The 21906-nt window shown below is 68.7% G+C and carries 23 protein-coding genes and 1 tRNA gene; 9 read left to right on the top strand and 15 right to left on the bottom strand.

Annotation, left to right across the window (positions count from 1 at the left end; translation table 11 throughout):
- The first annotated feature begins 4 nt into the window (after nucleotides 1-4).
- The 6 genes from trbF (at nucleotide 5) to ACO2Q3_RS00640 (ending at nucleotide 4816) form a co-directional block, all read left to right on the top strand.
- The gene (gene trbF, locus ACO2Q3_RS00665) at nucleotides 5-688 is read left to right on the top strand and encodes a conjugal transfer protein TrbF (RefSeq protein WP_423304420.1); all 684 of its coding nucleotides are present in this window, start codon (nucleotides 5-7) and stop codon (nucleotides 686-688) included.
- Nucleotides 689-690: 2 nt separating this feature from the next.
- Nucleotides 691-1611, top strand: coding sequence for a P-type conjugative transfer protein TrbG (gene trbG, locus ACO2Q3_RS00660; RefSeq protein ID WP_423304419.1), 921 nt, complete (start codon nucleotides 691-693; stop codon nucleotides 1609-1611).
- Nucleotides 1612-2751 (top strand): TrbI/VirB10 family protein, encoded by a 1140-nt coding sequence (locus ACO2Q3_RS00655; RefSeq protein WP_423304417.1) that lies wholly within the window; start codon nucleotides 1612-1614, stop codon nucleotides 2749-2751. It abuts the gene before it with no gap.
- A gap of 2 nt (nucleotides 2752-2753) precedes the next feature.
- The gene (locus tag ACO2Q3_RS00650; protein ID WP_423304416.1) at nucleotides 2754-2966 is read left to right on the top strand and encodes a DUF2274 domain-containing protein; all 213 of its coding nucleotides are present in this window, start codon (nucleotides 2754-2756) and stop codon (nucleotides 2964-2966) included.
- A gap of 462 nt (nucleotides 2967-3428) precedes the next feature.
- A complete protein-coding gene (locus tag ACO2Q3_RS00645; protein WP_423304415.1) occupies nucleotides 3429-4292 on the top strand; it encodes a superinfection immunity protein in 864 nt (287 codons plus the stop codon).
- 5 nt (nucleotides 4293-4297) lie between these two features.
- Entirely contained in the window at nucleotides 4298-4816 is a 519-nt protein-coding gene (locus ACO2Q3_RS00640) for a class I SAM-dependent methyltransferase (protein WP_423304414.1), read from the top strand.
- Nucleotides 4817-4819: 3 nt separating this feature from the next.
- On the opposite strand, the gene hxsC is transcribed toward ACO2Q3_RS00640, so the two are convergent.
- From hxsC to sfsA, 8 genes are all read right to left on the bottom strand, one after another.
- Nucleotides 4820-5992: a His-Xaa-Ser system radical SAM maturase HxsC gene (gene hxsC, locus ACO2Q3_RS00635; RefSeq protein ID WP_423304413.1), complete on the bottom strand. Its 1173-nt coding sequence runs from the start codon at nucleotides 5990-5992 to the stop codon at nucleotides 4820-4822.
- Nucleotides 5989-7443: a His-Xaa-Ser system radical SAM maturase HxsB gene (gene hxsB / locus ACO2Q3_RS00630; protein WP_423304412.1), complete on the bottom strand. Its 1455-nt coding sequence runs from the start codon at nucleotides 7441-7443 to the stop codon at nucleotides 5989-5991. The genes hxsC and hxsB overlap by 4 nt, the downstream gene beginning before the upstream one ends.
- Before the next feature lie 6 nt (nucleotides 7444-7449).
- A complete protein-coding gene (locus ACO2Q3_RS00625; RefSeq protein ID WP_423304411.1) occupies nucleotides 7450-7782 on the bottom strand; it encodes a hypothetical protein in 333 nt (110 codons plus the stop codon).
- On the bottom strand, nucleotides 7754-8038 hold the full coding sequence (locus ACO2Q3_RS00620) for a hypothetical protein (RefSeq protein ID WP_423304409.1): 285 nt from the start codon (nucleotides 8036-8038) through the stop codon (nucleotides 7754-7756). Before ACO2Q3_RS00620 ends, ACO2Q3_RS00625 begins: the two co-directional genes overlap by 29 nt.
- 853 nt (nucleotides 8039-8891) lie before the next feature.
- Entirely contained in the window at nucleotides 8892-10133 is a 1242-nt protein-coding gene (locus tag ACO2Q3_RS00615) for a tyrosine-type recombinase/integrase (protein ID WP_423304407.1), read from the bottom strand.
- A gap of 183 nt (nucleotides 10134-10316) precedes the next feature.
- Nucleotides 10317-10961, bottom strand: coding sequence for a JAB domain-containing protein (locus ACO2Q3_RS00610; RefSeq protein WP_423304406.1), 645 nt, complete (start codon nucleotides 10959-10961; stop codon nucleotides 10317-10319).
- An 86-nt stretch (nucleotides 10962-11047) separates the two neighbouring features.
- Nucleotides 11048-11875: a type I methionyl aminopeptidase gene (gene map, locus ACO2Q3_RS00605; protein ID WP_423304404.1), complete on the bottom strand. Its 828-nt coding sequence runs from the start codon at nucleotides 11873-11875 to the stop codon at nucleotides 11048-11050.
- A gap of 24 nt (nucleotides 11876-11899) precedes the next feature.
- Nucleotides 11900-12610, bottom strand: a complete 711-nt coding sequence (gene sfsA, locus ACO2Q3_RS00600; protein WP_423304402.1) for a DNA/RNA nuclease SfsA — start codon at nucleotides 12608-12610, stop codon at nucleotides 11900-11902.
- 76 nt (nucleotides 12611-12686) lie between these two features.
- On the opposite strand from sfsA, the gene ACO2Q3_RS00595 reads away from it, so the two are divergent.
- The gene (locus tag ACO2Q3_RS00595) at nucleotides 12687-13454 is read left to right on the top strand and encodes a competence/damage-inducible protein A (RefSeq protein WP_423304400.1); all 768 of its coding nucleotides are present in this window, start codon (nucleotides 12687-12689) and stop codon (nucleotides 13452-13454) included.
- 51 nt (nucleotides 13455-13505) lie between these two features.
- Here ACO2Q3_RS00595 and ACO2Q3_RS00590 read toward each other — a convergent pair whose 3' ends face one another.
- The 6 genes from ACO2Q3_RS00590 to ACO2Q3_RS00565 all read right to left on the bottom strand — a co-directional run bounded on the left by ACO2Q3_RS00590 (nucleotide 13506) and on the right by ACO2Q3_RS00565 (nucleotide 19836).
- A complete protein-coding gene (locus ACO2Q3_RS00590) occupies nucleotides 13506-14078 on the bottom strand; it encodes a helix-turn-helix transcriptional regulator (RefSeq protein WP_423304399.1) in 573 nt (190 codons plus the stop codon).
- A 240-nt stretch (nucleotides 14079-14318) separates the two neighbouring features.
- Nucleotides 14319-14834: a DUF4402 domain-containing protein gene (locus ACO2Q3_RS00585; RefSeq protein WP_423304397.1), complete on the bottom strand. Its 516-nt coding sequence runs from the start codon at nucleotides 14832-14834 to the stop codon at nucleotides 14319-14321.
- Nucleotides 14835-14902: 68 nt separating this feature from the next.
- A complete protein-coding gene (locus ACO2Q3_RS00580; protein ID WP_423304396.1) occupies nucleotides 14903-15460 on the bottom strand; it encodes a hypothetical protein in 558 nt (185 codons plus the stop codon).
- Nucleotides 15461-15554: 94 nt separating this feature from the next.
- The gene (locus ACO2Q3_RS00575) at nucleotides 15555-18239 is read right to left on the bottom strand and encodes a hypothetical protein (protein ID WP_423304395.1); all 2685 of its coding nucleotides are present in this window, start codon (nucleotides 18237-18239) and stop codon (nucleotides 15555-15557) included.
- A 50-nt stretch (nucleotides 18240-18289) separates the two neighbouring features.
- Nucleotides 18290-19192, bottom strand: a complete 903-nt coding sequence (locus ACO2Q3_RS00570; protein WP_423304393.1) for a hypothetical protein — start codon at nucleotides 19190-19192, stop codon at nucleotides 18290-18292.
- A 122-nt stretch (nucleotides 19193-19314) separates the two neighbouring features.
- Nucleotides 19315-19836: a DUF4402 domain-containing protein gene (locus ACO2Q3_RS00565; protein WP_423304391.1), complete on the bottom strand. Its 522-nt coding sequence runs from the start codon at nucleotides 19834-19836 to the stop codon at nucleotides 19315-19317.
- Between the two features lie 481 nt (nucleotides 19837-20317).
- Here ACO2Q3_RS00565 and ACO2Q3_RS00560 point away from each other — a divergent pair.
- A tRNA-Leu gene (locus tag ACO2Q3_RS00560) sits at nucleotides 20318-20406 on the top strand.
- Nucleotides 20407-20577: 171 nt separating this feature from the next.
- Nucleotides 20578-20940 carry a hypothetical protein gene (locus ACO2Q3_RS00555; RefSeq protein WP_423304389.1) on the top strand — a complete coding sequence of 121 codons (363 nt, stop codon included), beginning with the start codon at nucleotides 20578-20580 and terminating at the stop codon, nucleotides 20938-20940.
- Between the two features lie 26 nt (nucleotides 20941-20966).
- Here the strand turns inward: ACO2Q3_RS00555 and ACO2Q3_RS00550 are convergent, their stop codons facing one another.
- Nucleotides 20967-21791 (bottom strand): isocitrate lyase/PEP mutase family protein, encoded by an 825-nt coding sequence (locus ACO2Q3_RS00550; protein ID WP_423304387.1) that lies wholly within the window; start codon nucleotides 21789-21791, stop codon nucleotides 20967-20969.
- Nucleotides 21792-21906 lie beyond the last annotated feature (115 nt).

Here is a 21906-nt window from a genome sequence, read left to right as displayed (position 1 = left end):
TCGCATGACCCCATTCCGCCGATCCGGCGTGCGCTTCGGCGCGACCCCGGTCCCCGAAACCCCCTACCAGAAGGCTGGTCAGGCCTGGGACGAACGCATCGGCTCCGCCCGTGTGCAGGCCCGCAACTGGCGCCTGATGGCCTTCGGCAGCCTGCTTCTCAGCGGCGGCCTCGCCGCCGGCATCGTCGCCCTGACCCTGCGAGGGTCGATCACCCCATGGGTGGTCGAGGTCGATCACCTTGGCGAGGCAAAGGCGGTTGCTCCCGCCGCGGACGGATACCGGCCCACCGACCCGCAGATCGCATGGCGCCTGGCCCGGTTCATCGAGGCCGTTCGTGGCCTGCCCGCGGACCCGGTGGTGCTGCGGAACGCATGGCTGTCGGCTTACGATCTGGTGACCCAGAACGGCGCCCTGTCCCTGGCGGACTACGCCCACCAGGCCGACCCCTTCTCACTGGTCGGTAAGTCCCAGGTGGCGGTCGACGTCACCAGCGTCTTGAGAGCGTCGCCCTCCAGCTTCCGCGTGGCCTGGGCCGAGCGCCACTATGCCGGCGGTCAGCTGGTCGCAACCGAACATTGGACCGCGATCCTCACCGTCGTCCTGCAGCCGCCGCGCACCGCTGACGCCCTGCAGAAGAACCCCCTAGGCATCTTCGTCGACGCCATTTCCTGGTCAAAGGACCTCTGAACATGATCCCGCTCTTCCTCGGCGCCGCGGCAGCGGCGCTCGCTCCCTCGGCCGCGCCGGTCGGAACGCCCCTCCCGCCTGAACCTGCGTCCGCGCCGGCGATCCTGGCGGCGAAGCCGGCAGCTGGCCCGTACAAGCCCAGGCTCCTCTCTCCCGCGGCGGTGGCCGTCGCCCGGGCGAATGCGGGGGCGCATCTGTCGCCGGCGGGCGGCGCCTCGCTGATGGCGCGGATGGTCTACCCCTACGCGGAGGGAGCGCTGTTCGACGTCTATGCCGCGCCGGACCGCGTCACCGACATCGTGCTGCAGCCGGGCGAGACCCTGGTCGGGACCGGTCCGGTGGCGGCCGGCGACACGGTGCGCTGGATCATCGGCGACACGGAGAGCGGGTCAGGCGCCTCGCGGCGCATCCACATCCTCGTCAAGCCGACGCGGCCGGACCTGGCCACCAACCTGGTCATCAACACCGACCGCCGGACCTACCACCTCGACCTGCACGCCACCGGTCGGGTTGCGATGTCCGAGGTGTCGTGGCGCTACGCCGACGATGCGCTGGTGGCGATCCGTCGGCCGCCGGCGGCGGTCGCCGAGCCGGCGACCAAGCCGGCCGTCGCCGAGGCGGCTATCGACCTCGGCCTCCTGAACTTCGGCTACCGGCTGGAGGGGGACAAGCCTTTATGGCGTCCCCTGCGGGTCTTCGATGATGGCCGCCAGGTGGTCATCGACTTCCCCGAGGCCGCGGGGGCCGTCGACCTGCCGCCGCTCTTCGTCCTGGATGGCAAGACGGCGGTCCTGGTCAACTACCGCATGGTGGGTCGCCGGATGGTGGTCGATCATCTCTTTCAGGTCGCCGAACTGCGCCTGGCCGGCGCCAAGGGGCGAGCGCAGGTCGTGCGTATTGCCCGCCTGGCGGGAGGCCGTTGAATGGCCATCGATCGAGAAGCGCCAGGAGGATCGGATCGCCCGATCAGCCTGCGCGCCGGCCGCCCGTCCGTCGTCCGGCTTTCGCGTCGTGTGCTGATCGGCGCCGCTGCGGCAGCCGCCCTGGCTGTGGCGGGCGTGGTCGGATGGGGTCTGCTTGCGAGACCTCCCACGGCGTCGGGCCTGGCGGAGTTTTCCACCGCGCCCCCGCCGCCTGAGCGTCTCAACGCGCTGCCAAAGGACTATGCCGCCGCCGGCGACATTCCCAAGCTTGGACCGCCGCTGCCGGGTGACCTGGGGCGGCCCGTGCTGTCCGCCCAGACGGCTCTGCCGGCGGCCTCGTCCGCGACGGCCGCGTCCGCAACCGGCAGTGCGCTCGATCAGGAGCGCCAGGCCGCGCGGACCAGCCACCTCTTCGGCCCGACCGGGCAGGCTTCGGTGGCGGCGTCCGTCCTGGCGGCGCCCGCCCTTCCCATCACGGAGGCCGGCTCGCCAACCTCGCCGAGGACGGGGGGCGGCCTGCTGGACCAGCCCCCCGATCGCCGGACCGTGAGCCCGGACCGCCTGACAACGCCGGCATCGCCATACGCTCTGCAGGCCGGTGCGGTCATTCCGGCGGCGCTGATCACCGGCATCAGGTCCGATCTTCCCGGGGCGGTGACGGCTCAGGTTACGGAGGACGTCTATGACAGCGTGAGCGGCCGCTACCGGCTCGTGCCCGCTGGATCCAGGCTCGTCGGTCGATACGAGAGCCAGGTCTCGTTCGGCCAAAGCCGTGTCCAGCTCGTATGGACCCGACTGCTTCTGCCGAATGGCCGGTCCGTGGCGCTGGAGAACCTCCCCGGCGGCGACGCATCGGGATTCTCAGGGCTGCAGGACGAGGTCGATCACCACTGGCGGGCCTTGTTCGCTGCAGCGGCCGTTACCAGCCTCCTGAGCGTCGGAACGGAAGTCCAATCGACCGGCTCGGAGACCGACCTTGCGATGGCCCTCAGGCGCGCCGGGGCCGACTCCGCCAACCAGGTCGGTCAGCAGGTCGTCGGCAAGACCCTGTCGATTCCACCCACCCTGACGATTCGGCCGGGCGCGGCGGTGCGGGTGATCCTGAATCGCGATCTCGTCCTCGAACCCTATGGAGCATGACCATGACGAAGCTGAAGCTGTCCGAGATCGCGGACGACACCCCGGTCAAGGTCACCCTCGAACTGCCGGCCGCGCTGCATCGCGACCTGGTCCGCTACGGCGAACTGCTGGGGGAGGGGACGGGGCGCGCCGTCGAGCCGGCGAAGCTCATCACGCCGATGCTGGCGCGATTCATCGCTACTGATCGTGGGTTTGCGGCGGCGCGCCGCCGATAGGGCTTCAGGGGGGGGCGGCGGTTACTGAAATCCAGCGGGCCGCGCTCGAGAGAGCTTTCCTTGAAGAAGGTGTGGCCAGCCGTGCCGGCCACCTGCTGAAGTCCGCGAGTCGCCCGCTGCGGCGGTTCATCTGAGCAGGTTGCAGATCAACGACGAAAGCACGCCCGAAACGATGGCCCCGACGATCAGACCTGAGGCAAAGGCGCCGTGACGCTGCCACCACTGTCGCCGCGCCCGCACGCGTTGCGCGCGATCCAATCGTCCTGCCCGAGCCATGCCGGATGTCTGCCGAAGACAGATTGAGGCGGCAAGCGGCAATTGCCTCCGATGCCACATCCCTGCCAAGCCGCCCTTTTCGGGCCGGTGATGGTCCGGGTCAGGCTGTTTCGAGCCCACCACTGAATAGTTCTGGCGGCCGCGGTAGACCTCGGCTTTGATGCAACCCAGGGCAGGGGAGGCGTCATGCTCAAAGGGCTCGCGGGGGGACTTCTGTTTCTGGTTCTGAGCGCCACGCCGGCTTTGGCGGTCAGCCGCCAGAGCGGATCTGACGACTATGTCTGTTCTCATGGGCGACCGGAGGCAGACGCAACGCAGGAGGCTTGCGCGCGCCTCCATGCGACGGGCAACGAGCCGGTGGAAGATACGGCGCCAACGCCCGAACCGGTGGCTCCATCCGGGCCTGCAGAGTTCCAGCGCGGTCAGGCCGATCGCGCACGCTATGAGGCTTGGTTCCATGGGCTCGCCGGCGAGACGCTAGCGGGGGCCAGCTACTGGGAAGCCAACCGCAGTGTTTCGGGACATTCGCCGTGCGATGCCAGCGGCGTTCCGTCAACGGGCGCGGAATGGACCCGGGGGTGCTTTGCAGCGCGTGATCAACTCGCGGACCCTGACAGGCGCAGGCTGAGTTCTCCGGAATATCGCTACGGCTGGAACCATCCGACGGCAAATGTGGATACGAGCCGGGCGCCGCCGGCTCCGCCAGGGGGCGAGGCGACGACCCCAGCCGTACCTGACGCCGCGACGTCGGCTGCAAGCAGCGATACCGGTGCGCCGGCCGCGTCCCCCTCCGCCGCGACCACCACGCCGCCCGGCGGATATACCGGCCTTGCCGCCGTCGGACTGCTGGTCATCGTCCTCATCGTTCTGGGCTGCGCCGCGGTCTACTTCCTGCCGACCCTGATCGCGTTCGGGCGGCGCAAGCGCAACGCCGGCGCCATCCTCGCTCTGAACCTCTTCCTGGGCTGGACCCTGCTGGGCTGGGTGCTTGCCCTGGTCTGGAGTCTGACGGTCGATCCTCCCGCCCAGCTAGGGCTAGGGTCGGCCTAACGCCCGTGCCGCCACGCGATCCCACCTCGTCCTATCTGCGGCGTTGGCTGGCGAAGGTCGGCTTGGCGCGCGGGCCTGTTCTGGACCTGCCGGGCGGCCACGGGCGCCATACACGATGGCTGCTGTGTGCCGGCCATTCGGTCATCTCGGCCGACCTTGAGCCTCAGCGCATGGTCCAACTCGCGGCGCTGTCCGGCGCTTGTTCGGGATTCTTCGGCGCCGTCGTCCTGGACGCGAACAAGACGCTGCCGTTTCAGGAGAAGACGTTTGTCGGCGCGGTGGTGACCGACTTCGTATGTGCTCCCCTTCTGCAGGACATCGCGGGGGTGTTGCAACCGGGCGGGTGGCTCTTGTTCGAGACTTTCGCGAACCGGGGTGAGAACTGGCGTCAGCTGCCGGCGCCCGGCGAGGTCGAGCGCCAATTGCGGGAGCGGTTTGTGCTTGAGGACTACCGCGAGGGGGCGGCGGGGCCAGAGCGGACGGCCGTCACCGTAAAATGCTTCGCCCGCCTCAGGGCGCCGTAAGGGTCAGACCAGGATGGGAGCGAGACCGCGGCTGAGGCGCGGCCGGCCGGTGGAAAAGAAGCCGGCGCAGCGGTCCTTCGCCGTGCAGGGGCCACAGGTCTCAGGGTAGGCGTTCTTCCAGTCCGAGATCGACCGGACTGCGAAGCGCCTGGCCGGTTCGGGAAGCAGGCAGAGCGGCAGGTTGTAGATCGAGACGCGAACGCGGGCCGCGTCGAGGATGTCTACCGCCTCCGCGAGCTCGTCTTGGTAGTCGAGCGGATCGATCCAGAGCTGGGCGTCGTTGGCGATGGCGAAGCCCGTGTTCTCCAGGCCCATCAGGGCGACGTGGTCCACGAAGGGGAGATTGCGGGCAAGCCAGGCGCAGGTCTGGCGAAGGCGTGGCGCGGTGAGGGCGTGGAGGACGACGCGGACCTCGACCCTCTGGCCGCGGTCCTTCAGGCGCAGGATGCCGAGGATCGTTTCGTCGAAGGCGCCGCGTGCCTGGACGACCTGATCGTGGATCTGGTCGACCGCGCTGTAGACCGGAATGCCCACGGACAGCAGGGGGTGTTCCAGAGCCGCCCAGGCGTTCGTCACCGCCGTGTCTGCAAAGGCGCGCCCGTTGGAAAGGACGTGAACGGCCGTCTGCGGCAGGAGTGTCTTGGTCTTCTCGACGACGCCAATGAACCGGCCCGCTTCGGTGAGGGGTTCGCCGCCGGTAAAGGTGATCGCCGGCGTGGCTGGGTCGATCAGCGAAAGCGCCTCCACGATCTCGTCCAGCAGCCAGCCATCATCGACGTCCTTGGGCGGTTGGGAGCACATCAGGCAGTAGTTGTTGCAGCGCTCGGTCACCAGGAAGGCGTTGTGCCGGGATTGCTGGCGATAGAGCACCCGCAGCCGGCCTGAGCGGATGTCGAGTCCGACGACGTCGCCTTCGGTCAGGTGTGCGAAGGGCTGTCCAGGCCGAACCACGTCGAGCGGGATGTCGGCGTCTGGCGCTTCGGACGCGACCACGGCCTGCGAGAACCCATGGGCCGCCGCCAGATCCCAATCGGCGGCTGTCCGGATGAGCGCCGCGTCGTGGGTCGGAACGGTAGGACCCTCGCCAGGTGCGCGGAGCCGCAGGACCCGCCGTGGTCGCGACGGGTCGGCGAACGCGAGACCCTGGGCCCTTCCGGAGAGCACCAGCGGGGTCATTGCGCCCATCGCCGCAGGATCGCGGCGTCCTCCGGCGAATGGTGCAGCAAGTCGAGAATGTGTGTGAGCACCCCCTTCTGTCGGGCGCAGAAATCCGACAGCGGCTTGATGCCGACGACATCGCCCTGGGTGGCGTGGTGGTAGACGGGATCGGCGCCGCAGTGGGGCTCGAACACGCACGACGAACACATCGGCGCGCACTGCGTCAGGGTCTCGCCGACCATGTCGACCAGCTTGTCCGAGAGGATCAGCGAGCGGTAGTCGTCTTCCCCCAGCCGGCCCAGCTCGAAGGTGTTGTCGCCGGTCTCGGCCAGCATCCGCGCCTCGTCGGAGGCAAAGACGCGGCCGTCGTAGTTGTAGACCAGGGCCCCGAGGCCGGTCCCCGCCGGGCTGCGCAGGTCGACGAAATTCACCGGCTTGTCGGTCAACAGGCGCCGCATCAGGAGCGCCGTGTAGAACTCCGGAAAGTGCCGGCCTCGCCTGTTGAGCTTAAGGATGTAGTCAAGCCCGCGCTTGTAGAACTCCAGCCATTCGGTCTGACCGTAGCGCTGGTAGAGCTTGGTCTTCACCGCAAAGCCGTACGGCGACAGCGGGCGCAGGAAGACGCCGTCGAGGTCCAGACGGACGTATTCGTCGATGATCTCCTCGACCCGGCCAAGGCTTGCCGCCGTGGTCGTCATCAGCGCGCCGACGTGATCGCGACCCAGGTAGTCCTGTACCCGCCGAATGCCCTCGGTTGCCAGGGCATGGCTGTCGCCGCCGGGACGGGGCCGGTTGCGGTTGTGCAGGTCGGCTGGCCCGTCCACTGAGGTAGAGATCAAGATCCCATGCGCCTTGCAGAAGGCCAGCACCTCGTCGGTGAGGAGCGCGAGGTTCGTCGTGATGACGAAGCCCAGGGTCTTGCCGCGCTCGGCGGCAGCCGCTTCCGCGAGGGGGACAAAGGTCTTGATCAGGTCGAAGTTGAGGAGCGGCTCGCCCCCTTGGAACTCGATCTTGATCGCCGGGGAGGGGGCGCAGAGGGCGACCTCCAGGCCAGCCATCGCGGTGGACAAGTCCATGTCGTAGCGATCGCGATCGACGCTGCGGCGGGAGACTTGGCAGTAGGGGCAGGAGTGCTCGCAGCGCAGGGTCACCACGAAGATGTGGAGGGGTGTGGCGGCGCGTAGGAAGGCGAGGCGACTGCGCACCCGCATGGCCAGAAGCTGCAGCGGGGCTGATTGTCCTTCGCGGTGGACCAGCAGGGACTCGCAGGCGCGCTCGTAGAGGCCATCGCCCGGACGAAGCTCCAGCGCGGAGAGACGATCGAGCTCGTAGTCGGTGAGCTCGACCATGTCGCCGGCCATGTTGGAAACCAGCACGCGACCGTCCAGCAGCCGCTCGAAACGAAACGGCAGGAGCCGAAGGGCGCCGGCGGGCGGTGCGAAGGCCTCGGCGGGCTCGAACTTGGACATGCGCGCTTACGCGCCGCTATCTGCGGCCAGCGCCCCGAAGGCCAGGGCCAGGATCAGGTTGCGCGTGCCCTCGGTCTTCGCCTCGATCCGCGCGCGCAAGTTCTCGTCGGTGACCAGGTCCAGGAACTCGGCGCGGAGGTTCCGATCGGCGCGGCCCTTGGCCCTGATCGGTGTCAGGCGGCAGACCAGTTGGTGTCCGTCCTGGCCGATCTGGCAGGCAGCCCGGCCGATCATTCTGTAGGCCGCCGCCTGCAGCGGTTCGAGCGCCTGCGTGGCCGTCGAGAACGCGACGACGATGTCCTCGTCCAGACTAGAAGCGGCTGGAGGCGTGGGAGGCATGCGAGGCGTGGGAGGCGTGCGAAGCATGGGAGGCATGCGACGTGTGGTCGGCGACCGCCATGCCCGCGGCGTTGTCGCGCACGGTGAAGCTCATCAGGTCGCCGCCCACCGGCAACTTGACCTGCGCGTTGCCGCCCGGGTTGGCGGAGTGCGTGTCGATCGTTGGAGTCGCATCGGCGACCTGCGGCGCGACGGCCGGCGCCACGAGGGCCGCCAAGGCGGTGGAGACGGCCATTGCGGAACGCGACTTGCCCATAAACACCTCCCAGCTAAGTCTCAGGAATGTAGCAATGCGAGTGCAAATATGTCCAGCGCAAATTCAACTCAAGTGCGAGCAGGGTGTTGGGGGCAACCGCGCACGGATCGGTCCTGTCGAACATCGCTCGGCGCCTCGGTCGCGCGCCAACGCTAGGTCCCGCCAGGACTCCGCAGGCCCAGTGAACCTGCGAAGCCGATTTTGAGCTTAGACGAGGCTCCTCGTAGCGCTAGTGCGCCGCGTTCCGCCGTTGCCGAACGGGCTCCTCGCGCTGCTGTCTCTGCCTGACGAGGAACGGGGCGGCCGCCACCATGGTTGCGACGAAGTTCTAGGGCATCTCGTCGAGAGGCCAGGTCGCAGTCTCCTACCACTGGGGTCGAAGCGGGCCCCGCAAAAAGGTCTTCATTTCGCCAGCTAGGTCGGCGTGACAACCGCCTGCACCAGATCAAGACTGCCGCCGACTAGCTAGCTTACCGCCAACCCAAGCAAGCCGGTGGCGATAGCCGACCTTGCGACGTCGGTCGGCATGAGTCTGACCTCTTTCATCGCCACTTCGGGGCGGTCACGGGCTTCAGCCCGCCGGCCTTCCAGCGCCAGATGCGCCGGTTGCAAGCGCAGCGCCTGCTACGGGCAGGCGGCGGCTCTGGGTGAACCCCTTCGCGAACTGTCCTTCCGGCGCGATCCATGCGTCGGGCGTGAACTCAAGGAAATGAAAGCGTCCGTTGGAGAGCCTTCCATCCACGCGGCAGTCGCCCTAGGCGCCATATAGATAGAGGAACCGTTCCAGCGCGGCCTAGTCCCCCAGGGCATCGCTTGAGCGCAGCCCGACGCACTGGCAGCTCTTCGCTAAAGGCTAGGCCGCGATCGTGCCTTGCGACGAAGCGAGGAGCCTAGTCACCCACAGGTTCCACTTGCGCATCGCAGCCCGCTTCTCCGGCATATAGGTCCAACGGTCATAGTTCTTCGAACTCACATCCTGCAGGGCATGGTTCTGCAGCCGATCGCGGATCTCTTTCGACAAGCCGGCCTTGCCCGCGAGGGTCTTCCAGGTCCGGCGAAGGTCGCGATTGGTGACGTGCGGAATGACGCCGGTTCCCCGCTGCCGCCAAATGAAGCTGTAGAGCGTGCCTGGTGTGACGGGGCGGCTCGGGTCCTTGGCGCTCGGGAAGAACCAGCCAAACTCGTTGGGTGTGATGGAATCCAGCAACTCGGCGACAATGTCAGGGACGGGGATCGCGTGGGGCTTCTCGTTCTTGGTCTTCGACCAGTCGATGATGCGTTCAGCCGAGTCCCACTGGCTTTCGTGGAGCGACGCTATCTCCTCGACGCGTTGGCCAGCCAGCATGATCACCTGCACGGCTCTCGGATAGGATGGATGAACAGGGGTGCTGGGCATTTCGAGCCACCGATAGAGCTGGACGAACTCTGCCTCTCTCAGCCATCGCGTGCCAGGCGTTTTTGGCTCGGTCGGAATCCCCGCGGCCGGATTGTAGGTGAGGCGAAAGCGTCGCTCCGACTTGCTCCGGTAGTCGTGCTCCGACTTCATGCCCCAGCTGAACGCCGATCGGATGTGGGATCTCACGTGATCGGCCATCTGCCTGGCGCCGCGTTCAAAGATCGGCCTGATGCACTCGACGATCTCATCCGGCTCGATGTCTCTGGCGGGACGGCTGCGACCGAGCGTATCGACGACCTTGTTGAGGCTCTTTTCCACGTCGTTCCACGACGATTTGTCGTTCGCCTTCAAATGGGCGACGTAGGCGGCGAATAGATCCTCCACAGTGCCGGGTCGCACGTCGCGCACGATCTTGATGCTGCGGCGCTTTTGAATGGCCGCCCCATAGTCACGCGCGAACACCTCACGCGCCTCGCTGAGGGACATCGACGGATAGGCGCCGAGCTTCTTCTTGACCCGCTTTCGATCGCGCCATTGCTGGGCCATCCAATCGGCGGTGACCCGGGTCGGCATACGCCGTATCACCAACACCAGACGTCCCGTCCCATGGCCTTCACCGTCGATGAGCACGGTTTCCTTGATCGTCGTTTTGACCCGCTTGATCGCGCGGCGGATCTCTCCGTCGGTCAGACTGGGCATGTCACGCTTCCGATTTTGAACTGGGGGCGCAGTCGCGCCAGGGGGCGGCGACTGGGCTCTGATCGGTCTTCGGACCCTTCAGAGCCGCCGATCATTTTCGATCTTCGCTTTGTTCGCGACAAGTGAAAAAATATTGATGATTCAAGGTGCTTAGCCGGGATCGTGCGGGATTAAAAAGGCCGCTTACGGATCATTATGCACCAGGATCACCGCGCTGGCCGACAGCTCCAGCGCCCGGCGCATCACCTCGCGCGGATAGACGGGCGCATGGTCCACCGTGCCGTGGTTCATCACCTCATCGGCGATCAGCTGGTTCTTCTTGTCCAGGAACAGCACGCGGAACTGCTCGCGGCCCTCGTGCGCCATGGCCGCCTTCACATAGGCCAGCAGGGCGCTCCAGCTTGCGATCATCGGGCGGCGCGCCACCTCGCCGCGGCCGATGCGCAAGGTCGCCTCCTGCACCAGCTTCAAGTCCAGCGCCACCGCCTCGCCGACGCCCTTGACCGCGGTCAGCTCCGCCAGGCTGGCGCCGAACACCGCCGCCAGGCCCCCGAACCGCGCCAGCAGGGCCTTGGCCAGCGGCTTGACGTCGCCGCGCGGCAGGCTGCGCGCCAGCATCAGCTCCAGCAGCTCGTAGTCGGGCAGGGCGTCCAGCGCCTTGGCGGCCCGCGCCCGCAGCCGCTCGCGGTGGCCGAGCGCCGCCGGCGGCGGGCGGTCAGGCGTCTTCGCGCGGTGGGGCTGCGGGGGCTCGGGCGCCGGCGATGCGGGCCATAGACCGGCCTCCAGCAGCGGCAGCTCCTCCACAGCCTCTCTCGTCGATCGCGGCATGGCGATCAATGTTCTTTATTTGTTCGTGCTTGGCAAGGGGTTCGCCCAAGCGCTCCGCCCCGGCGTGCGAAACGTCAGGGCGCGTGTCAGGCGCCCAGGATCGCCGGCTGGAACAGGCCGGCCGGCGAGGCGGTGAACACCTCGTAGCCGTCGGCGGTGACGCCCACCGAGTGCTCGCACTGGGCCGACAGCGACTTGTCGCGGGTGACGGCGGTCCAGCCGTCGTTCAGCACCTTCACCTGGTGCTTGCCCAAGTTCACCATCGGCTCGATGGTGAAGAACATGCCTTCCTTCAGCACCTCGCCGGTGCCCGGATGGCCGAAGTGCAGCACGTTGGGCGAGTCGTGGAACACCTTGCCCAGGCCGTGGCCGCAGAAGTCCTTGACCACGCTGCAGCGCATGGACTCCACGTATGACTGGATGGCGTGGCCGATGTCGCCCAGCCGCACGCCCGGCTTGACCAGCGCCAGGCCGCGGTTCAGCGCCTCATAGGTGATCTCCACCAGCCGGCGCGCCCGCGGCGCGACCTCGCCGACGCCGTACATGCGCGAGGTGTCGCCGTGCCATCCGTCGACGATCACCGTGACGTCGATGTTGGCGATGTCGCCCTCGCGAAGGGTGCGATCGCCGGGAATGCCGTGGCAGACCACGTGGTTGGGCGAGATGCACACGGTGTGCGAATAGCCGCGGTAGAACAGGCAGGCGGGCAGGGCGCCGTGGTCTAGCACGAACTCCCGCGCCAGGGTGTCGAGCCGCTCGGTGGTCACGCCGGGGACCACATAGGGGATCAGCATGTCCAGGCATTCGGCGGCCAGGCGGCCGGCCCGGCGCATGCCTTCGAAGCCTTCCGGCCCATGCAGCTTGATGGTCTCGGTGCGGAAGTCGGCTTCGATGACGTCGTTGTCGAGGGACATAGGCGGTCTCGGGTGGCTCTCGGGTCAGGCCGGCGCGTGGATCCAGGGAATCCGGTCGGCGAGGGTGATGGCGGTCGGACTTATGTCGCAACGATAGCACAGAACTTCAACGCCCGCCTGCGCCGCCGCGGTCAGCCCGGCGGCATAGGCCGGGTCCAGCTCGGCGCAGGCGGCGAAGCGGTCGCAGTCGGTGCGCTGGATGACGAAGAACTGCACCGCCCGGGCGCCGCCCGCCACCTCGCGCGAGAGTTCCCGCAGGTGCTTCGACGAGCGCGCGGCCACGCAGTCCGGAAACTCCGCCAGCGACCCCTCGCGGCGCAGGTGCACGTTCTTGACCTCCAGCCAGCACGGCGGCCGGTCCGGCGCCTCCAGCAGGAAGTCCACCCGGCTGGCCTCGCCGAAGCGTACCTCGCGCCGGTGGCTCGTATAGCCGGCGACCTCGGGGATGGCGTTCGCGGCCAGGGCCTCGGCGACGATGCGGTTGGGGTGCAGGGTGTTGATCCCCGCCAGGCCGCCGTCGACCTCGACCAGCTCCAGCGTCCACGGCAGCTTGCGCTTGGCTCCGTCCGCCGCCGACACCCAGGCCCCCAGGCCCGGCGTGTTCAGCCCCAGCATGGCGCCGGGGTTCGGACAGTGGGTGGTGATCTCGCGCCCGTCGTCCAGCACGACGTCGGCGAAGAAGCGTTTGTAGCGCTGGACCAGCCGGCCGTGCGCCATCGGTTGCGGCAGAAGCATCCGCGGCCTATGCCGTGATTGAAGGGTCCAGGTCCAGAACCGTCCGCCCCGCAAGGGATCGGCGAGGGAAGTCAGCATGTCCGACAGCGATCGCGTCACCGCCGCCGTGATGATCATCGGCGACGAGATCCTCTCGGGCCGCACCCAGGACACCAACCTGCGCGACATCGCCAGATACCTGGCGACCTATGGCGTCGACCTGGCCGAGGCGCGGGTGGTGCCGGACGTCGAGGACGAGATCGTCGAGACGCTCAATCATCTGCGCGGCCGCTACGACTATGTGATCACCACCGGCGGCATCGGCCCGACGCACGACGACATCACCGCCGACAGCGTGGCCAAGGCGTTCGGCGTGGCGCTGTACGAGCACCCCGACATCCTGGCGATGATGCAGGCGCGCTGGCAGGGCGAGCTGAACGCCGCGCGCCGGCGCATGGCGCGGGTGCCCGTGGGCGGCGACCTGGTGAAGAACCCGGTGCAGGGGCCGCCCGGCTTCACCATCGGCAATGTGTTCGTGCTGGCCGGGGTGCCGGCGATCATGCGCGGCATGCTCGAGGACGTCGGCCCGCGCCTGCGCACCGGCAAGGTGGTGATCGCCCGCACGGTGCGGGTGGAAGGCACCGGCGAGGGGGCGATCGCCGCCCCGCTGGAGGTTCTCGCCAAGGCCCATCCCGCGCTGTCGCTGGGCAGCTATCCGTTCTTCGGCCCCGAGGGCTACGGCTCCAACCTGGTGATCCGCGGCCGCGACCAGGCGGAGGTGGAGACCACCGTCGACGAACTGGTCGCCGCCCTGGAGGGCATTGGCGCCAAGACCATCCGCATGGAGGCCGGCGCGGAGGCGTGAGGGCGCGGCTCCTCGCCCGGTCTCAGGCCCCCTGTTTTCGGCCGCTGATCTTCAGGCGCTGACGGCGGCCAGCCCGGCAGGCACGTCCAGCAGCGCCGCGCCGACCTGCGCCATCACGGCGGCCAGCTGTTTCTGGTTGGCGACCCCAACCTTGCGCAGCAGCGCCTTGACCTGACCACGCACCGTCTCCTGCTGCACGCCGCGGTGCTGGGCGACGTCGGCGAGGGACGAGCCGCGGGTCAAGAGAATGGCGATCTCGGCCTCGGCCGGCGACAGGCTGAACAGCTCGACCACGTCGCCGACCTGCAGCTGCGAAACCCCGGCGTCGAGCTCGACGCAGGTGACCACGGCGCGGCCGTCCTCGCGCGCGCCGCGGACGGTCACCATCCGCCGCGGCTCGAACTCCTCGCCCACCATGATCACCGAGCGGGTGTTCTCGTCGATCGCCCGCTGGATGGCGCGCGAAAGCTTTCCACGTGCGCTGTCGCCCTTGATGCACAGCAGATCGGCCACGCCTGACACGCGCGGGCGCAGCGGCGATTTTGCCGAGGTCTGGGCGTCATCAAACGTGGCCGTGGCCACGCCGGCAGCGTCGACGAAGTAGAAGGCGGTCGAGGAAGGCATCTGGCGGCAGGCTCTTGCAGGGAACAGCAGGGTTTCGACGCGACGCGTGCACTGAGTTGCCACACTCATAGCAAACAGACGTGACTGTTCGCTGAACAAAGTTACGTGTGCGACACAGTGTCCCCCATATGGGGCACGCATCCTGCCAAAAGTTGCAAGCCGGCTCGCGTGCGGGGGGAATTGGCTGAGGGGGAAATCTCGCCAATCGATCGCCTGGACCGCATCCGGTAGAGGGTGTGTCTAGTTGTAGGTGATGGTGAAGGTCGGCTTCATCGTGACCGTCGAGCCGCTGGGGTCGCGGGCGAGCACGATCGTTCCGCCGACATAGATTGTCGCCTTGCCCTGGGCGTTGAATACCCCGCGCGGCGCGTTGGTCGGAGCGTTTGTCGGCGAATAATAGGTGTTGCTGGCCAGCGCCATCGTGGCGCCCGCTGTGCCGGCCACTTGGGTCCAGCCCTGCACGTTCAGGGTGAACGCGGCGTTGGGCTGGCCGGTGAGATCGATGCGAGCCGCGGCTGGCGCCACCGCGTTGGCCCCGCCTTGCGGCTGAGTGTCCGGGTAGCCGGGCGCCGGCGAGCCGAACAGCGGATAGGTCGCCGGCACGATCACCGTCCCCGTCGGGTTGCTGCCCTTGGTCTTGGTGGCGCCTGCGCTGAAGTTCTGCACCAGGGCCACGGAGGCTGGTTGCAGCACGGTCGCGCTGGCTGAAACGCTGATGCTGCGCCGGCCGCCAGCGGCCAGGACGTCCGAGGCCATCAGGCTCGCCACGGCGACGAGGCCGAGAGCCAGGAGCGCGCCCGTTGGCGCCGCTGCGCGCCGCCCGCTCACTGCGCCGTCACCGTGGTCGTCCAGGACGCGGTCCCGCCGGCCGCGTTGGCCGGCAGAATGATCGAGGTGCCGATGTCGAAGATCGCGTCGCCGTTGCTGCCGGAGCTCGAAAAGCTCAGCGGGAAGGAGCCGCCGCTATTGTTCAACGTGGCCGGCAGGCTGTTCTGGATACCGTTCACCTTGGCCAGGGTAAAGGTCGCCGTGCCCGGAAAGCTGAACTTGCTTGACGTGGCCAACACCGTGACGCTGATAGTGTTGTTGCAGTTCCCGCCCGCCTTGATCTCAACCTCCCATTGGAAGTTCGAGGGCGGGTGCAGCAGTATCGCGGCGCCGGCCGAGGAGGCGGCGGGGCTCTGGGTGACGGCGCCCGAGCCAGTGGGAATGGTGAAGGTGGTCGCCAGTCCGCCGACCGATGGCGGTCCGACGATCTTGCCCAGACTGGTTCCGTTCTTGGGCGTGATGCTGATGCTGCAGTCGGCGCCAGCGGCGGATGTCGCCGCGGCCAGCGCCGAAAGGGTCACGAGCAACGCTAAGTTTCGCCGGCGCAGGCTCATGAACGACCCCCGTGAATGTGTTGTGGCGCCCCCGCCATGCCGCAACAATCCCCCGGATGGGGGCTCGCGGCGTGCGTCGGACGGTCCGTATGGTTCATGGCTGGACGACGACCTCGCCCGTGATCTGCCCGGCGAAGCCGCCCTGCGGCCTGGCGACGACGCCGGGGTTCCTGGCGAAGCCAAGGTGCAGGCGCGCCGCCTGCTCCGGGTCCACCCGCAGGACATAGCTCCCCGGCGGCACTTCCTCGAACAGGGCGGTGCCGTCGTACTCGGTCCTGGCGGCGCGCAGCACCTTGCCCTGGGCGTCCACCAGTTGAAGCGACAGGGCGGAGAGACCGCGCAGCGCGGCGCCCCGGCGGAACACCGCCTTGACCTCGACCTCGGAGGTCGCGACGAACGGGTAGGGGACCACCGCCACGCGCCCCGGCCGTGGCACGATCTCGATCGCGCGTGGCGGGCCGACAAGGTAGGGGTCGTCGAGCTTTTCGGTGTCCAGGTGGATGCGCGCCGACGCCCCGTCGCCGAGCCCCGTCACCAGGGCCTCGCCGTGGGCGTCGGTGGCGATGTCGTAGCGGCCCCCGGTCACGCCGACGCCCGGAACCGGCTTCTCGGTCTTCCCCCGGCGCCCGTCGGCGTCGACGTCGACGAAGGAATCGATCAGGACGGCGCCGCCCGCCGCCGCGCCGGGGCCGACCGCCTCGTAGCGCCGGCGCAGTGGATTGAACATGAAGCCGGTGGCCAGGCGCAGGCCGATGCGCACATCGTGGGTCGCGCTGTCGTAGCTGCCGGTCAGGGAAGCGTCCATCAGCCGAAGGCGCAGGGTGTTGGCAAAGGACAGGGTCGTGCCGGCGCCGGGACCGAAGCTGTGGCTGGCGGCCACCTGGATCGCCATCCTCTGCGCGTAGTTGCGCTGCACGGTCAGCGACAGGGCGCTGAGGCGCGCCTGCGGCAGCAGCTGGTAGGCCATGGCCCCGCGGAGCTGCCAGCCGCCGCCCGCGATCGCCGCCACCTCGGTTCCGCCGGTGAGGGTGCGGCTGCCCAGGCCGCCTGCGCTGAACTGCTGATAGTCGAGCGACGCCGAGGCCAGGTAGCGGCCGATCGGCTTGGAGGCGTGCGCCGAACCCTCGAACCGCTGGCCCCCGTCCGCATAGCCGTCTTCCGACAGGCGCAGGCTCAGCGGCAGCGACGCGCCCGCCAGCTGGGGCGCGAAGTCGACGTTGAGGGTGGCGTTGCGGCGCAGAGGGGAGCCGTTGCCGACGCCTCCCGGCTGCAGCTCGTCGACGAACCCGCCCAGGTACTCGGCGTACCGGCCCACCAGCGACACGCCCAGCGGGCGCCCCGCCAGGCCCACGGCGAGCGCCGCGCCGCCCCGGCTATCGAGCCCCGCCAGGCCCTGGACGGCGAAACCGGCGGTCGAGGTGGCCAGGGTCAGCATGCCCATCTGCCGGCGCGAACCGGTCTGCGGCGTGTAGTCGGCGAAGCCCGCCGACACAGTGGTCAGACGGGTCAGGCCATAGGCGATGTCACCAACGATCCGGGGCCGCCCATATCCCGGCAAGATGGTTCCCAGAGGAGGCTGGTGGCGGATGTCGACCAGAGGTGTGCCCTCCTGCACCGCGCCCAGGGCGAAGGTGAACTGGCCCTTGGTCAACGCGCCCGCGCCCACGTTGATGCGGCGGACCTCTTCCCGGCGCTCGCCGCGGGGGCCGTAGAACACCAGGCGAATGGTGTTGAGACCGAAGGCGAGCTCGACGTTGTCGAAGGCGTAGCGCCCGTCGCCGGCGCCCGACTGCGACGCCCGCAGCACCTCGTTCACGTAAAGCTCGACCTCGTAGCCGGTCGGCAGGTCGCCGCGGATGTTCGTGCGGTCGAAGACGCTGGCCTGGGTGATGGGTTCGGACGTGAAGAACACCCCCCGGCCGCCGGCGCTCCGGGCGCCCAGTTGCAGGCCAGGGGTATAGGTGTCGCCGATATTGGCCCGGGTCAGCAGCGGCGCGCCCACGCCGTGACCCTCGGGATCCTTGCGCTCCAGCAGCAGTCGCACGTCGCTGGGCCTGGCGTTGGTGTCCGAGCTGACGAACGCCTGGAAGCCAGCATAAGCCAGGTCTCCGCTGGCGCGGAAGGTGTAGGCCAGGCTGCGCTCGCCGCGGTTGCCGGCTTCCGCGCTGATGTCGATGTCGGCGGCCGGTGGCGTGAAGGCGGCGTAGGGGGTGCGCACCTTGAGCACATCCTCGGCGGCCGGGCCGTTGGCCAGCCGCGCGCGGATCTGGTCCCGGGCGAGACGCGCCTGGAACGGCATCTGTTCCGTGGGAGTCGCATCCAGCACCAGGTCGTGCACCTGCGCCTTGAACTTCAGCGGCAGCAGCCGCTCCAGCAGGTCGGTGCGTAGGTAGATGTCGCCGTCGAACACCGCCGCCTGGGCCGGCTCGATCTCCAGGTCGCGGTCGCCGATGCGGGCGCGCCGGTGCGGCAGGTCCAGCTGGAACACCCGTCCCCGGGTGAGCACCCATCCCTCGGCGCTACCGCGGGTCCAGTCCACGTTGATCGCCAGGTCGAAGAGACGGGACAGCTCCCCGAGCGGCAGGAACAGGCCGGAGCGGGACGAGAAGGCGCTCATGCCGTCGGACAAGCGGTAGCCGTCGGAGTCCACCTCCAGCAGCAGCAGGTCGTCGGCCGTGAACAGCGCCGGCTGATCCACAATAGCCGGCGGCGCCCGATTGATGACGTTCAGCGCGATCGGCAGGTCCGCCGAGTCATCGGCGGCGCATGGCGTGGCCAAGCAGACCGACACTGCTGCGACGAGGCCGGTCAGAAATGCCTGAAGCCGCCTCATCCGACCTTGTAGGAAGTGCCCGCAATTATTTGACCAACCTTGGAATCTTCATCCGTGTACGTGATCGTCACGATCTCGCCTGGGGTCAGGGGCCTGGAGAGCGGCACCTGCACGGAGCGGCGGTCGATCTCGGCGTACACGCCAAGTCCGCCCAGGGCGCCCAGTGGCTTTCCTCGCGGGCCGTCCTTGGCGCTGCGGACAGCGATATCGCCATACAGGGAACTGGCGCCCTTGCGCGCGATCTCCAGGCTCAGCGTACCGGCGGGCGCCGCCGCGCCGGCGGCGGGCCTGTAGCGGACGTTTTCGAGCGCTGCCGCCACGTCGGCGGGGCCCTGGCGCACCACCAGCGGTATGCTGATGGCGAACAGTGCGGTCAGACGGACGCTGATCGATCCGTCAGACTGCGCTGCCGCCTGGTCCGCCGTAAGACCCTGGTCCTGCGGCGGGACGGCCGTGACGGTGAGGTGGGTCCGGTAGTCGCCGGGCGCCAGCCCATCGGGGCGGAGCACCCGGATACGGATCGTCTGGCTCTCGCCGGGAGCCAGCACCACGCGGCGCGGGGTGAAGGTCACCATCTCCCGGGCGGTCTTGAGCCGCGCGACGGCGTCGGCCAGGGCGGGCGCCTTCTGCGCATCCGCAAGGCTGATCAACGACCCGTCGGCCGCCATCACCCTGTCGATCAGTTCGATGTTGTAGCTTGCGGGCGCATCGCCGGTGTTGAAGACGAGGACGGTTGAGACGCGCGTGTTCGGGTCGAAGACGATCCGGTGCGGCGAGATGTTGAGGTTCGCCGCGCCTTCGGCGAGGGCGGGGCGAAAGCCGACGAGCGCGGCGACGCCCGAGAGGCCCAGCAACGAGAGCGAGCGGCGCGTCAGCATGCGAAGTTCCTTGTCGTGCAAGGGCAACCTCGCACGGCGCTTTCTCAATTCGGTTAATCCGATGGGGTGAGACATCGGCAAAAGAGGGCGTCCGCGACGCACGGCGCCGCGGACGCCCTCTGCAGGGGCGCGAGGCTGCGCCCTTACTGGTAGGCCGCCGTCACGTTGAACGAGCCCTGGTAGGAGCCGGCCGCCTGATTGGCGGCCGCGTTGAGCGTCGCGCCGATGTGGACGTCCTGGGCGCCCACCAGACCGGTCGTCTGATCGGTGGTGCCGATGCTGGTGACGCTCATGCTGTGAACATTGCCGGGGTCGTTGAGCGTCGCGGTGCTGTCGATCGTCACGTTGTAGGCGCTGTTGCCGCCATTGGTGGTGTCACCGACGAAGTGAACGACCGCCGAGACGCCGCCCGTGCCGCCGACGAGATCGACGCCGGTGCCGCCCGCGCTGCGGGTGTTGCTCTGGGTCAGCACCACCGTGCCGGTCGAGTTGCTGGCGTTCATCACCAGCTTGCCGAAGTTCATGTTGGTGGTCACCGACTCGGTGATCGGGGTCACCACCACCGCCGACGCCGTCACGCTGGCGCTGGCCTGGGCGGCCATCGCGGAGCTGGCTCCGCCGAGGACAAGGGCGGCCGCCGCAACGGCGCCGAGATACTTCTTCATGTTGGTCTCCACGGGAAGAGAGGGAACTCGCAGCGTGGAGACGCCCCCCACACCGGCCGGGGTACTCCGGCTGACGGCGCAGGATTCATAAGTTGTTAAGCTTTGTTCAATCCCCCAGGTGGGTGATGGGGAGGATCTGAGACGCCAAAAAGGCCACCCATTTTGAGCATTTTAGCCATCTTCCCTCAGGACGACGCGTCGATGCACTTCGCAGACCCGACATGTCGCGTGCAAGCGCACGAACAGGCGGGGGTGTCGGAAAGCATTGTGGCGTGGAATCTTCCAATGTCGAATACAGTGACGTCGGTATCCTTTCTTGACCGGGGCATCTGTAAATAGGCTGAGTAGCCTCGTTAATCATTATTGGCCCCTATGGCGTCGCGCCCGGGCGCCGCCAAGCGTCGTGGGGACAGGGCGAAAAAGGGCTGAGGCATTGCCCCGGCTCGTGAATGCAGCCAAACGGGGCCGGTCAACCGGACCCGCGGGCGTGGCGAAACTGGTAGACGCAACGGACTTAAAATCCGTAGGGCCGAGAGGCTCGTGCCGGTTCGATCCCGGCCGCCCGCACCAATCCGCGACGGCCGGCCATGGCCCGCTCGGCCGAGGCCCCGGGAGGCCGGTCGACGCACGCGGCGAAGCGTCAGCAATCGTGAGCGTTCGCCCTTGTTCGGCCTGATATTGGCCCGCATGTCGCCCGGCTTGCTGGTCACGGGTGGGCGACGAGTGCGGGAGGCGTAGCGTTTGCGGGACTTGCTGGATCTTAAGGGGGCGTCGGGGCGCACCTATCGCTTCATGTTGCTGCGCGACGGCCGGCCGCTGTCGCCGATGGGCGGCAACTACGTCTATGTGCGCGACCCCGAGGGCGAGGCCGAGGTGATCTTCACCGACGAGGCGCAGAACCTGCTGCAGGACGCCCGCAAGCGCTGGGGCGAGGCCGTGCAGATGCACGGCGACGTGCACCTCTATACCCGGCTCAACATCTCCGAGCGCGTGCGGCTGCAGGAACTGGCCGACCTGCTGGAGGGCCTGGCGCCGCGCATGAACAAGAGCGGCCTTGCCAGCCCGACGGCGCACGGCCCCAAGCCGGGCGCGGGCCCGGCCTAGTTCCCCCCGGGGGCCGCGGAGGCCGTCTAGCCCAGCCGCGCCTGCGCCTCGGCGAAGATGCGGTTGAGTTCGCCGCCGGGCGCGCCCCGGGCCAGTGCGTCGAAGGTCCCCTGGTCGGCGATCTCGCGCGCGGCGGCCAGGAAGCCGCCCCAGGCGGCGCGGGCCAGGGAGCCGCCGACGCTGATCCGCCGCACGCCCCAGCCGGCCAGGGTGGCCACCGGCAGGCCCGGCGACAGCACGTTCACCGGCAGCGGGGCGACGGCGCGCACCACCGCGGTGATCTCCGCCTCGCCCGGCAGTCCGGGGGCGTAGAGGCAGTCCGCGCCCGCCTCGGCGAAGGCGGTCAGCCGGCGGATGGTCTCGTCGAGGTCCGGCCGGCCGCGGATGAAGCCTTCGGAGCGGGCGGTCAGCACCACGCCGGACCCCGCCAGCGCCTTGTGCGCCGCGGCGATGCGGGCCACGGCCAGGTCGAATTCGTAAAGCGGGTTCTGGGCGTCGCCGGTGGAATCCTCCACCGACAGGCCCGCCACGCCGGTGTCGGCGGCCAGGGCGACGTTGGCGGCGACGCCCTCCGGATCGTCCGAGAAGCCGTTCTCGAAGTCGGCGTTCACCGGCAGGGCGCTGGCGTGGGTCAGCACCGACAGGTGCGACAGCACCTCGTCGCGGGCCACGCCATAGTCGGGGCGGCCCATGCCCCAGGCCATGCCGGCGCTGGTCGAGGCCAGGGCCTTGAAGCCCAGGCTCTCCAGCAGCACCGCCGAGCCGGCGTCCCAGGGATTGGGCAGCACGAAGCAGCCCTCGGCGTGCAGGGCGCGGAAGGCCTGGCGCTTGTCGGCGGGGGTGGGGCGCATGGCGGGACTCCTTGGGGCAGGGGTGGAGGGATTGGGGCGCCGGGCGGCGACGGAGGCAAGCCCCCGCCCGGACGCCCGTGATACCCTGTGGTCCGGCGACGGGCTGGCAGCATTC

Origin of the sequence: Caulobacter sp. KR2-114 (assembly GCF_049446115.1) — a bacterium.
Taxonomy (GTDB): domain Bacteria; phylum Pseudomonadota; class Alphaproteobacteria; order Caulobacterales; family Caulobacteraceae; genus Acaudatibacter.
The sequence above is the reverse complement of the archived record's forward strand: the minus strand, read 5'-3'. Positions and strand labels throughout refer to the sequence as shown.

Excerpts from the sequence above, each read along its gene's own strand:
- ACO2Q3_RS00645 (WP_423304415.1), top strand. The coding sequence starts at position 3,429 with ATGCTCAAAGGGCTCGCGGGGGGACTTCTGTTTCTGGTTCTGAGCGCC.
- trbF (WP_423304420.1), top strand. The coding sequence starts at position 5 with ATGACCCCATTCCGCCGATCCGGCGTGCGCTTCGGCGCGACCCCGGTC.
- ACO2Q3_RS00590 (WP_423304399.1), bottom strand. The coding sequence starts at position 14,078 with ATGCCTTCCTCGACCGCCTTCTACTTCGTCGACGCTGCCGGCGTGGCC.
- sfsA (WP_423304402.1), bottom strand. The coding sequence starts at position 12,610 with ATGCTTCTGCCGCAACCGATGGCGCACGGCCGGCTGGTCCAGCGCTAC.
- hxsB (WP_423304412.1), bottom strand. The coding sequence starts at position 7,443 with ATGTCCAAGTTCGAGCCCGCCGAGGCCTTCGCACCGCCCGCCGGCGCC.
- ACO2Q3_RS00655 (WP_423304417.1), top strand. The coding sequence starts at position 1,612 with ATGGCCATCGATCGAGAAGCGCCAGGAGGATCGGATCGCCCGATCAGC.
- map (WP_423304404.1), bottom strand. The coding sequence starts at position 11,875 with ATGTCCCTCGACAACGACGTCATCGAAGCCGACTTCCGCACCGAGACC.
- ACO2Q3_RS00615 (WP_423304407.1), bottom strand. The coding sequence starts at position 10,133 with ATGCCCAGTCTGACCGACGGAGAGATCCGCCGCGCGATCAAGCGGGTC.
- ACO2Q3_RS00585 (WP_423304397.1), bottom strand. The coding sequence starts at position 14,834 with ATGGCCTCGGACGTCCTGGCCGCTGGCGGCCGGCGCAGCATCAGCGTT.
- ACO2Q3_RS00565 (WP_423304391.1), bottom strand. The coding sequence starts at position 19,836 with ATGAAGAAGTATCTCGGCGCCGTTGCGGCGGCCGCCCTTGTCCTCGGC.
- ACO2Q3_RS00625 (WP_423304411.1), bottom strand. The coding sequence starts at position 7,782 with ATGCCTCCCACGCCTCCAGCCGCTTCTAGTCTGGACGAGGACATCGTC.
- ACO2Q3_RS00650 (WP_423304416.1), top strand. The coding sequence starts at position 2,754 with ATGACGAAGCTGAAGCTGTCCGAGATCGCGGACGACACCCCGGTCAAG.
- ACO2Q3_RS00580 (WP_423304396.1), bottom strand. The coding sequence starts at position 15,460 with ATGAGCCTGCGCCGGCGAAACTTAGCGTTGCTCGTGACCCTTTCGGCG.
- ACO2Q3_RS00550 (WP_423304387.1), bottom strand. The coding sequence starts at position 21,791 with ATGCGCCCCACCCCCGCCGACAAGCGCCAGGCCTTCCGCGCCCTGCAC.
- ACO2Q3_RS00610 (WP_423304406.1), bottom strand. The coding sequence starts at position 10,961 with ATGCCGCGATCGACGAGAGAGGCTGTGGAGGAGCTGCCGCTGCTGGAG.
- hxsC (WP_423304413.1), bottom strand. The coding sequence starts at position 5,992 with ATGACCCCGCTGGTGCTCTCCGGAAGGGCCCAGGGTCTCGCGTTCGCC.
- ACO2Q3_RS00595 (WP_423304400.1), top strand. The coding sequence starts at position 12,687 with ATGTCCGACAGCGATCGCGTCACCGCCGCCGTGATGATCATCGGCGAC.
- ACO2Q3_RS00620 (WP_423304409.1), bottom strand. The coding sequence starts at position 8,038 with ATGGGCAAGTCGCGTTCCGCAATGGCCGTCTCCACCGCCTTGGCGGCC.
- trbG (WP_423304419.1), top strand. The coding sequence starts at position 691 with ATGATCCCGCTCTTCCTCGGCGCCGCGGCAGCGGCGCTCGCTCCCTCG.